Source organism: Phenylobacterium sp., from assembly GCF_004799395.1.
In the GTDB taxonomy this organism is placed as follows: Bacteria; Pseudomonadota; Alphaproteobacteria; order Caulobacterales; family Caulobacteraceae; genus Phenylobacterium.
The window spans coordinates 1-9,259 of sequence record NZ_SSMZ01000086.1; the positions used below are offsets into that span (position 1 = coordinate 1).

The 9,259-nt window shown below is 69.1% G+C and carries 10 protein-coding genes; 3 read left to right on the forward strand and 7 right to left on the reverse strand.

From position 1 onward, the window contains the following. From E8A12_RS06095 to E8A12_RS06110, 4 genes are all read right to left on the reverse strand, one after another. The coding region (locus E8A12_RS06095) for a hypothetical protein (RefSeq protein ID WP_293366994.1) at positions 1–187 on the reverse strand (187 nt) is incomplete at its 3' end. Between the two features lie 68 nt (positions 188–255). Beyond that, positions 256–1,782: an acyl-CoA carboxylase subunit beta gene (locus E8A12_RS06100; RefSeq protein WP_293366995.1), complete on the reverse strand. Its 1,527-nt coding sequence runs from the start codon at positions 1,780–1,782 to the stop codon at positions 256–258. A gap of 75 nt (positions 1,783–1,857) precedes the next feature. Then, on the reverse strand, positions 1,858–2,259 hold the full coding sequence (locus E8A12_RS06105; RefSeq protein WP_293366997.1) for a hypothetical protein: 402 nt from the start codon (positions 2,257–2,259) through the stop codon (positions 1,858–1,860). 111 nt (positions 2,260–2,370) lie between these two features. Beyond that, positions 2,371–3,096 (reverse strand): ATP12 family protein, encoded by a 726-nt coding sequence (locus E8A12_RS06110; protein ID WP_293366999.1) that lies wholly within the window; start codon positions 3,094–3,096, stop codon positions 2,371–2,373. Between the two features lie 92 nt (positions 3,097–3,188). Between E8A12_RS06110 and E8A12_RS06115 the strand changes: the two genes are divergently transcribed. Beyond that, complete coding sequence (locus E8A12_RS06115) at positions 3,189–4,709, forward strand: DUF1800 family protein (protein ID WP_363211653.1); 1,521 nt, start codon at positions 3,189–3,191, stop codon at positions 4,707–4,709. Then, positions 4,706–5,956 (forward strand): DUF1501 domain-containing protein, encoded by a 1,251-nt coding sequence (locus E8A12_RS06120; RefSeq protein WP_293367003.1) that lies wholly within the window; start codon positions 4,706–4,708, stop codon positions 5,954–5,956. Before E8A12_RS06115 ends, E8A12_RS06120 begins: the two co-directional genes overlap by 4 nt. 3 nt (positions 5,957–5,959) lie before the next feature. Here the strand turns inward: E8A12_RS06120 and E8A12_RS06125 are convergent, their stop codons facing one another. The 3 genes from E8A12_RS06125 to crcB are packed head-to-tail and all read right to left on the reverse strand — an operon-like array spanning position 5,960 to position 8,828. Next, positions 5,960–7,459, reverse strand: a complete 1,500-nt coding sequence (locus E8A12_RS06125; protein ID WP_293367004.1) for a putative 2OG-Fe(II) oxygenase — start codon at positions 7,457–7,459, stop codon at positions 5,960–5,962. Further along, on the reverse strand, positions 7,456–8,448 hold the full coding sequence (locus tag E8A12_RS06130; RefSeq protein ID WP_293367006.1) for an RluA family pseudouridine synthase: 993 nt from the start codon (positions 8,446–8,448) through the stop codon (positions 7,456–7,458). The genes E8A12_RS06125 and E8A12_RS06130 overlap by 4 nt, the downstream gene beginning before the upstream one ends. Further along, positions 8,445–8,828: a fluoride efflux transporter CrcB gene (gene crcB / locus E8A12_RS06135; RefSeq protein WP_293367007.1), complete on the reverse strand. Its 384-nt coding sequence runs from the start codon at positions 8,826–8,828 to the stop codon at positions 8,445–8,447. Before crcB ends, E8A12_RS06130 begins: the two co-directional genes overlap by 4 nt. 240 nt (positions 8,829–9,068) lie before the next feature. On the opposite strand from crcB, the gene E8A12_RS06140 reads away from it, so the two are divergent. After that, positions 9,069–9,259: DUF6629 family protein (locus E8A12_RS06140; RefSeq protein ID WP_363211656.1), on the forward strand; the 191-nt coding region annotated here is incomplete at its 3' end.

Here is a 9,259-nt window from a genome sequence, read left to right on the forward strand (position 1 = left end):
CGCTCTCGCGCTCACCGAACACCCGGTCGCGGTTCGGGCCGCTCCGGCGGGCGGCATAGGCGCCCGGCTCTTCTTCCCGATCCCAGGTGCGGTCTTCGTCGGAGCGGCTGCGGTAGTCGCTCGTTCCGCGCCCGTCGCGCTCACGGATCTGCCGCTCGCGATCGTCCATCCAGTTGTTGCCGGCCATGGGGTGGTCCTCCGATGTGTGGGGCATGCTTACGCCCACAACCGGAGCCGTCCGGCGGAGGTTCCTGACTACAGCGGAATGTTGTCGTGCTTCTTCCAGGGATTGGTGAGCGTCTTGCCCTTGAGGTTCTTCAGCGCGCGCACGATCCGCCGCCGGGTGCCGTGGGGCATGATCACATCGTCGATGTATCCGCGGGAGGCGGCGACGAAGGGGTTGGCGAAGCGGGCCTTGTACTGCGCCTCGTGCTCGACCAGCTGCTCGGCCGTCTGATTGCGGAAAATGATCTCCACTGCGCCCTTCGAGCCCATCACCGCGATCTCGGCGGTGGGCCAGGCGTAGTTGATGTCGCCGCGGATATGCTTGGAGCTCATCACGTCATAGGCGCCGCCATAGGCCTTGCGGGTGATCAGCGTGATCTTCGGCACGGTGGCCTCGGCGAAGGCGAAGAGCAGCTTGGCGCCATGGCGGATCAGGCCGCCCTGCTCCTGTTTGGTGCCCGGCATGAAGCCCGGCACGTCGACGAAGGTGATCAGCGGGAATTCGAAGGCGTCGCAGAAGCGCACGAAGCGCGCGGCCTTGCGAGAGGCGTCGATGTCGAGCACGCCTGCCAGCGCCATGGGCTGGTTGGCGACTATGCCCACCGGCTGGCCGTCGAGGCGGGCGAAACCCACGACGATGTTCTTGGCGAAGTCCGGGCTGATCTCGAAGAAGTCCGCCTCGTCGACGACCTTCGAGATCAGCTCCTTCATGTCGTAGGGCTTGTTGGGATTGGCCGGGATCAGGGTGTCGAGGCTGGCCTCGTCGCGTTCCGGCTCGTCGTAGCTCTCGCGGATCGGCGGCTTCTCGCGGTTGGACAGCGGCAGGAAATCCACCAGCCGGCGGACCTGGGTGAGCGCCTCCAGGTCGTTTTCGAAGGCGCCGTCGGCGACGCCGGACTTCATGGCGTGGACCCGGTAGCCGCCCAGGTCCTCGTGGCTGACATCCTCGTGGGTGACCGTCTTCACCACGTCCGGGCCGGTCACGTACATGTAGCTCGTGTCCTTCACCATGAAGATGAAGTCGGTGATGGCCGGCGAATAGACGTCGCCGCCCGCGCAGGGGCCCATGATCACGCTGATCTGCGGGATGACGCCGGAGGCCAGCGTGTTCTCCAGGAAGATGTCGGCGTAGCCCGCCAAGCTCTCCACGCCTTCCTGAATGCGCGCGCCGCCCGCGTCGAAGAGGCCAATGATCGGCGCGCCGACCTTCATCGCCTGGCGCTGCACCTTGAGGATCTTGCTCGCGTGGGCGCCCGAGAGCGAACCGCCGAACACCGTGAAGTCCTTGGAGAAGACGAAAACCACCCGGCCGTTGATGCGGCCCCAGCCGGTGATCACGCCATCCCCGGGGATCTTCTGCTCGGCCATGCCGAAGTCCGTGGCCCGGTGCTCGACGAACATGTCGAACTCCTCGAAGGAACCCTCGTCGAGCAAGAGGTCGACCCGCTCGCGGGCGGTCAGCTTGCCCTTGGCGTGCTGGCTTGCGATCCGCCGTTCGCCGCCCCCGGCGCGCGCCTCTTCACGCCGCTTCTCCAGCTCTTCGAGGATATGCTTCACGCGCCTAAGACCCCTTCCCTGAACGGAAGCAAGGGGTAGAGCGCTGCCGCGTCAGAGGCAAGCTTGCGAGATCGCCTAGGCGCGCAGGTCGACGAGGCTCTGGGTCAGGGCCATCCGCGCCGCTTGGAGCTGGCGCACGGCCATGGGCGCAGGACTGAGCGGCGGGGCCTGGTCCAGCCGCCAGATCATCTGGCCGATGGTCTCGGCGGTGTGCTGGCGGATCATGGCCGGCGCGTCTTGGACGAGGCTCGCCTGGGCCTGGATGAGGGCCGACATGGTGGCGGGCGTGAGGTTAGCGTTGGTGGCGGCCAGCTCGGAGGCGGCCTGTTGGGCGCTGGCCGCGGATTGGGCCTGACCCTGCGAATCGGGCTGCGGCTGGTCGCCCGACGCGCCTGCCGAGGCGCCCGGCGTGACCGCATAGGTCATCGCGCCCTGTGTCAGGCTGAGACCGCCGTAGGTGGTGACCGAGCCGATCACGACGAATTTCGCTCCGTTCCGAGACAATCGCCCCGCATTGAGGCCGAATGCCGCAAGAACGGCGCCAGGAGGAGAACGGCGGTCGCCGACCCTGTGATGCGAGACTGCGCTTCAGGAAAGGGCGGCGAACCAGCGGTCGAGCATGATCGCCTCGCCGCGCAGCCGCGCCGTGCGTTCGGCGGCTTCGTCGTCGATCCCCCACTTCTCCTCCTGCCAGGCTTCATCGAGCCGTGAGAGGTCGTAGGCCGCCTCGCCGGAGAGCCAGCCGCGCTGCACGGCCAGGCTCAGCACCGCCGAACCGAACAGCGGGACCCCGAACGCGAGACCGGCCAGTCCAAAGTCATCGAGTTCGAGCGCCAGCGCCTTCACCCGCTCCAGGGTTTCCTGTGGCTGCGGCTGGTGGACGATGCCGCTGACTGGGATGAACCGCAGGCCGATCTCGGCCTCGGCGCGACTGAGGACGGGGTCCCAGCGCTCCTGCTGGCGGGCGACCAGGCCTGCCGGCTCGCTGGCGCGGTAGCAGAGCAGGTCCGAGGCCGCGTAGTCGGCGATCTGCTGGGCCGTGGCGTCCCGGGCCTGTGGGATAGCCTCGATCGCGGTGTTGGCCAGCCGGGTTGCGTGCATCGCCGCGAGCGCCAGGTGCTCGCCCTGCCCGGCCCATTCCTCGGCCACCAGTTCCGCGAGCGCCGCGTTCGGCAGCACAGTTTGCGCGCCTTTCGGACCGCGCAGGGTGCGGCCGTCGAGCATCACGGTAAAGCCGCCGTTCATCGAAGCGACAGAAACGGCGCCGTAGAACCGCCTGGGCTTGTCGCCGGGTTCGTGAAATCCTCGCGCCAAGTCTTGAATTACTCCGTTACGTCCCGGCCCGCATTCAGCCGCTTTCCGGTGGCATGCCGGGCGAGAGGGATCAGCGCAAGGAGCACGATCAAGTGGCGCTTGCCGATCAGGACATGAAAGCGGCCATCGCGGTCACCCGTTTTGGGCTCGGAGCCCGGCCCGGGGAGATCGATAAGGCCCGCAGCGACCCGCAAGGCTTCCTCAAGGCCCAGATCCGCCGTTCCGGCGCCGACCAGCCCGCCGGCCCCGCGCCGACCAGCATCCAGCGCATGGCCGAATTCCGCACCTACCAGCGCGAACGGCGCGAGGTACGGCTCGAGAAGGCCTCCGACGTGCGCCCAGCCAAGCCCGCGGCGGCCCCCATGGACGCGGTCGGCCCCGCCATGGCCGACGCGGCCCCAGGCAAGGGCGACGCACGCGATCCCGTCAAGGTCGTCGGCAACATGCTGCGCCAGGACATCTCCAGCGATTTCGCCGCGCGCACCCAGCTGGCCGCCTCTACCGACGCGGGCTTCCGCGAACGCTGGACTCTGTTCTGGGCCAACCACTTCACCGTCTCGGCCACCAAGGCCATCACCGGAACGGTCGTCGGCCCCTTCGAGGAAGAGGCGATCCGGCCGCACGTCTTCGGTCGCTTCGAGGAGCTGCTGGTCGCAGCCGAGACCCATCCGGCCATGCTGACCTACCTCGACCAGATCCAGTCCATCGGGCCGGACAGCGAGCAGGCGCGCAACATGCGCAACGGCTTCGCCGGTCGCGGTCCCGCCGGTTTCGGCGGCGCGAACCTGCAGAAGGCCGCCCAGCGCACGCCTGGCCTCAATGAGAACCTCGCGCGCGAAATCATGGAGCTGCACACGGTCGGCGTGAACGGCGGCTACACCCAGGCCGACGTCACTGAGTTCGCCCGCGCCATGACCGGCCTCTCCATCGGCGGCGAGCGCGACGGGGTCTATGGGGAAGCGGTGTTCCGGGGGCAGGCCCACGAGCCTGGATCGCGGATGGTCATGGGCGTGCGATATGACGAGAGCGGCAAGGCCCAGGCTGGCGCCATCCTCGCCGACCTGGCCGGCAAGCCGCAGACCGCACAGTTCATCTGCGCCAAGCTCGCACGCCATTTCGTCGCCGACGATCCGCCGCCGGCCCTGGTGGCGCGGCTGCAGGCGGCCTGGACCGGCAGCGGCGGCGATCTGGCCAAGGTCGCCGACGCCCTGATCACCGCACCGGAGGCTTGGGACCCGGCGCCGGCGAAATTCAAGACGCCCTATGAGTTCATCGTCTCGAGCTACCGGGCCGCGGGCGCGCTTCCGGTGGGCTTCCAGCAGGTCGGTCCGATCCTGACCGCGCTCGGGCAGAAGCCTTTCTCGGCGCCCTCGCCGAAGGGCTGGCCCGAGGACGCCCAGTCCTGGGCCGCGCCCGACGCCATCGTCAAACGCATGCAGTTCGCCCAGGCCTTCTCGGCCGGGGCAGTCCAGGACCGCGATCCCAAGGCCCTGGCGGCTGACGCTCTGGGCGACCGCCTCAGCCCCGACACCGCCAAGGCCATAGCGCGCGCCGAGTCGCGCCCCGAGGGCTTCGCCCTCCTCCTGATGAGTCCGGAGTTCCAACGCCGATGAACGCCTTCACCCCCTCACCGCCCCTTTTCCCGACAAGAAGGGGCCTGCTTGCGACCGCGGCTGGCTTCGGGCTCTCGCTGCAGCTTATGGCCGTGCCGGCCATGGCGGCGGACAGCGAAGCCAATAAGAAGAAGGTGATCGTGGTCATCTGCCGCGGCGGCATGGACGGCCTTTCCGTCGCCCCGCCGGTGGGCGACAGCGAATACCGTGGCCTGCGCGGCGGCCTGGCGCTGGGCGAGACCGCCCTGCCGCTGGACGGAACCTTCGCGCTCCATCCGCAGCTCACCGCCGTTCACGCCATGGCCAAGGCCGGCGAGGCGCGGATCGTACCGGCGGTCGCCACCCCCGACCGCGCCCGCTCGCACTTCGAGGCGCAGGACGTGCTGGAGACCGGCGCGCCCGGCGTCTACGCCACCACCTCCGGCTGGCTGAACCGCACGGTCGAGACGCTGGCGGCGCACCGCAAGGTCGACGCGATCTCCATCGGCCCCACAGCGCCCTTGATCCTGCGCGGAAAGGTCCAGACCGCGTCCTGGTCGCCGGGCCGCGGCGTTGACGCCGAGGCGCGCCTGCCCACCCTGCTGCAAGACCTCTATCGCAACGACAGCCTGCTGGGCCCGGCGCTCGCCCGAGGCCTGGCCACGGAGACCATGGCCAAGGACGCCACGGTGGGGCTCGACGGTGGCGGCGCGATGATGGCGCAAGGCGGCAGACCCGCCGCAGGCGCCGGCGCTCAGCAGGGCCGCGAGGCGGCCAAGACGCTGGGCCAGTCCCTCGCCGGCTTCATGCGCGAACCGGGCGGCCCGACCGTGGCGGCGATCTCGCTGGACGGCTTCGACAGCCACGCCAACCAGGCGGGCCTGCTGACCCAGCGCCTGGCCTATCTCGACGCGGTGCTGGACGGCGTCCACACGGGCCTGGGACCGGAGTGGAAGAACACCGTGGTGCTGGTCGCCACCGAGTTCGGCCGCACCGCGCGCGCCAATGGCACCGGGGGCACCGACCACGGCACCGGCTCGACCGCCCTGATCCTCGGCGGGGCGCTCAAGCCCGGCGGCATCGTCGGCGACTGGCCGACGCTGAAGCAGAACGCCCTGTTCGAGAACCGCGACGTCGCGCCCGCGCTGGACATGCGCGGCCTCTTCAAGGGGGTGCTGGCCGAGCACATGGGCGTCGACCGCACCGCTCTCGACAACGCCATCTTCCCGAGCAGCGCCGCCGCCAAGCCGGTGATGGGACTGGTCTAGCCCCTACTTCGGCACGGCGTCGAAGGCGATGGTCATGCGGGCCTCGTCCGTCGTGAACGGAATCGTGCCGTGCCACATATAGGCCGGGAACAGCACCAGCCGGCCAGGCTTCGGCCGCACGTGGTGGGCCGCCTCCATCGGCGGGTTGGTGATGAAAGGCGGCTTGCCGAAGCGGATCCAGCCTTGGCGTTCGGCGCTCTGCAGCGCCTCGTCAGGCGTCTCGACGTAGAAGGCCGAGGAGAGCCAGCCGTCCGGGTGGAAATGATCGCGGTGGAAGCCGTTGGGTTTCAGCCTGACCGACCAGGCGCCGACGAGGCGGTAGTCGAAGGTGTTGCGGCGGCGGAGCGGATCGTCGCCTTGGCCGAGCTTCGCCATGTGCTCGCGGATCGGCTTTTCGAGCGCCTCGAAGAAGGCCTTGATCGGCGGGGCGTTGGAGCCGCTGAGCATATGCATCGACTGGCTGCCGTGGCGCATCGACTGGTTGGTCGGGTGTTGCCGATAGACGTGGACCGCCTTCAGTTCCTTCGCCAAGTCGGCCAGGAACGCCTCCAGGCTTGGCCAGCCGCCCGGCGTCTCGAGATCATAGACGCCGACCATTTTCTCGTAGTCGCAGAGCCATTCGTACAGTGGATCGCCAACCGCGCGGGCGGCGACCGCCATCCAGCCCCATAGGGACTGATCGTTCGGGTGATCCTTGAGGGCGCCCTGCAGCTTTGCGAAGGCCTCGGCCGGGCGTGCGGCCGCCAGATCGACGATCGCGGAATACTGGATGACGCTGCGCGAGCGCGGCTCGACCGTCTCGGCGCGGCGCGAGAAGGCCTCGGCCATATCCACCCGGTCCAGCCGCAGCGCATACTCGACCGCGGCCAGGTGCACGAAGACCTCGCCCGGCATGCGCTCGCTGGCCTTCTCCATCAGGGAATAGGCGCGCTCCGAGTCGCCCGCGGCTTGGTAGAGGGTGGCCTTGGCGATGAGCAGCGGCGCGGGCGGCGCGCCGGCATGGTAGGCGGCGTCGAGCGCGCTATCGGCCACCTTCAGGTCGCCGGTGATCATCCAGAGGTGGTTGGCGAACTCCGAGGCTACCCCGAGGTCGCCCGGCGCGCGCATCAGGGCCTGGCGGTAGGCGTAGTCAGCGCGCGGGTGGTTGCCGACGGCGCGCAGGGCGCGGGCGTAGACGGCGAAGGTCTGCGGGGCGTCCATGCCGCGCCGAAAGGCGTTTTCGCATGCCTCCACCGCCTCCTCCGCACGGCCGAGATCGTCGAGGGTGGCGGCCAGGTTGTGCCAGGCGATCGGATTCTCGCCGAAGCGGGCGATGGCCTTACGATCGAACTCCAGGGCCTCCAGGCTACGGCCGTCGCGTTTGAGGGCTCCGGAATGCATCGCCAGCGCCATGTGGCTGGGCGACGGGCCGGCGACCAGGGCCTCGGTGAGCGCGACCGCCTCGGCGGTCCGGCCCTGGGCGCTAAGCGCTTCAGCGCGTTCGACGATGGCGGACTCATTCATCGATGGGACTTCCGGGATTTCGACGTGAAGGGTTCGGGATCGGCCTCATGCTGATCGAAGCCGAAGCGTTCGAAGCCGGCGGCCAGTTCTGGGCTGATCGGGGCCTCGAGGACAAGCTGCCCGCGCGAGGGGTGGGCCAGGACCAGCCGGCGTGCGTGCAATTGCAGCTTCAGACCGCCGGACAACTCGCGCGAGGCCTCGGTGGCGTATTTGGGATCGCCCAGGATCGGATGTCCCATGGCCAGCATGTGGGCGCGCAGCTGGTGGGTGCGTCCGGTGTGCGGCCAGAGGGCCATCCAGGCGGCCTTGTCGGCGGCACGCGCCAGGGTGACGAACTCGGTCTGCGCCGGCTCGGCGCGCGGGTCCTTCGGATCGGCCGGAATGACCATCTCGCGGTCGCCGACGCCGGCTTTCATCAAGGGCAATTCCAATACGCCCTGACCGGGCTTGGGCAGGCCGTAGACCAGGGCCCAATAGGTCTTCAGAGCGCGCCGCTTGGCGAAGGCGCCCGCGAGCTTCGCCGTCGCGCCGGGCGATTTACCCAGCACCAGAACGCCGGAGGTGTCCCGATCCAGGCGATGCACCAGCCGCGGGCGCTCCAGTCCCTCGCCCCAGGCCGACAGCAACCGGTCGACGTGCTTCACCGTCTTGGTGCCGCCTTGGACGGCCAGGCCCGCAGGCTTGTTCAGCGCCAGCACCTCATCGTCCTCGTAGAGCATCAGGGACTTGGCGTAGGCGATCTCGCGCGGGTCGAGTGCGCCCCTTTCACGCTGCGGCCCGGCTTCCGGCAACGGCGGCACGCGCACCTGGGCGCCGGCCGCCAGCCGCGTCTCCGGCTTGGCGCGCCCGCCATCCACCCGGATCTGGCCGGAGCGGGCCAGCTTCTGGATCTGGATGTGGTTCAGGTGCGGCCAGCGGCGCTTAAACCAGCGATCGAGCCGCACGCCATCCTCGCCGGCGTCGACATAGAGGGTGCGGACTTCTTTCATGCCAGCAGTTTGCGCATAAGCATCAGCCCCGCGAAGAGGGCGATGACCGAGACCACGACGGACGCCAGGCTGTAGGCGGCGGCCTGGCCATAGGCCTTGCGCTCGATCATCAGCGCCACGTCCAGCGAGAAGGACGAGAAGGTGGTGAACCCGCCAAGCACGCCCACGCCGATCAGCACACGCCAGCGCTCCTGGTCAGCTCCGCCGCGATGCGCCAGGACGCCGACCAGACAGCCCATCAGGAACCCGCCCAGGACGTTGATGGTGAATATGCCGGTGGGCCAGCTCGTCCCGAAGACGGCGCGCACGCGGTCGTTCAGCAGGTAGCGGCTCACCGAGCCCAGTGCGCCGCCGAGCGCCACGAAGAGCAGATTCAACATCCCCCCTTATGCGACGGCGCTGGGCCGACGCAAAGACGCCAGGATGGGCGCGGTGGTCCTTAGCGCGCCGTGGGCGCCATGGACGACGCAAGCCCGGCGGACCCTGGCCCTCACCCGTCAGCAGGACGATCGTCGCCAACGGCCCCGACCGAAGCCTTTTGCAGGCTGTCATCCGCCGAGATAGGTCGAGGCTCTCTGGCGCGACCCTGTTAGACGTCGGGGGAACCTTGGAAATCCTGAATGTGCTTTTCGGCGACAGCGAGCTTCACTGCGGCCGCCGTGACGGGCTCGCTGGGCCTGGTCGCCATGGCCCGCACGCGGCAGCTGCACGATCTGCCACTGGCTGCAACGCCGGTGCTCTTCGCGGTTCAACAGGTCACCGAAGGGCTCATCTGGCTGCGGCTTCCCATGGAGGCGCACGCATCGATCGG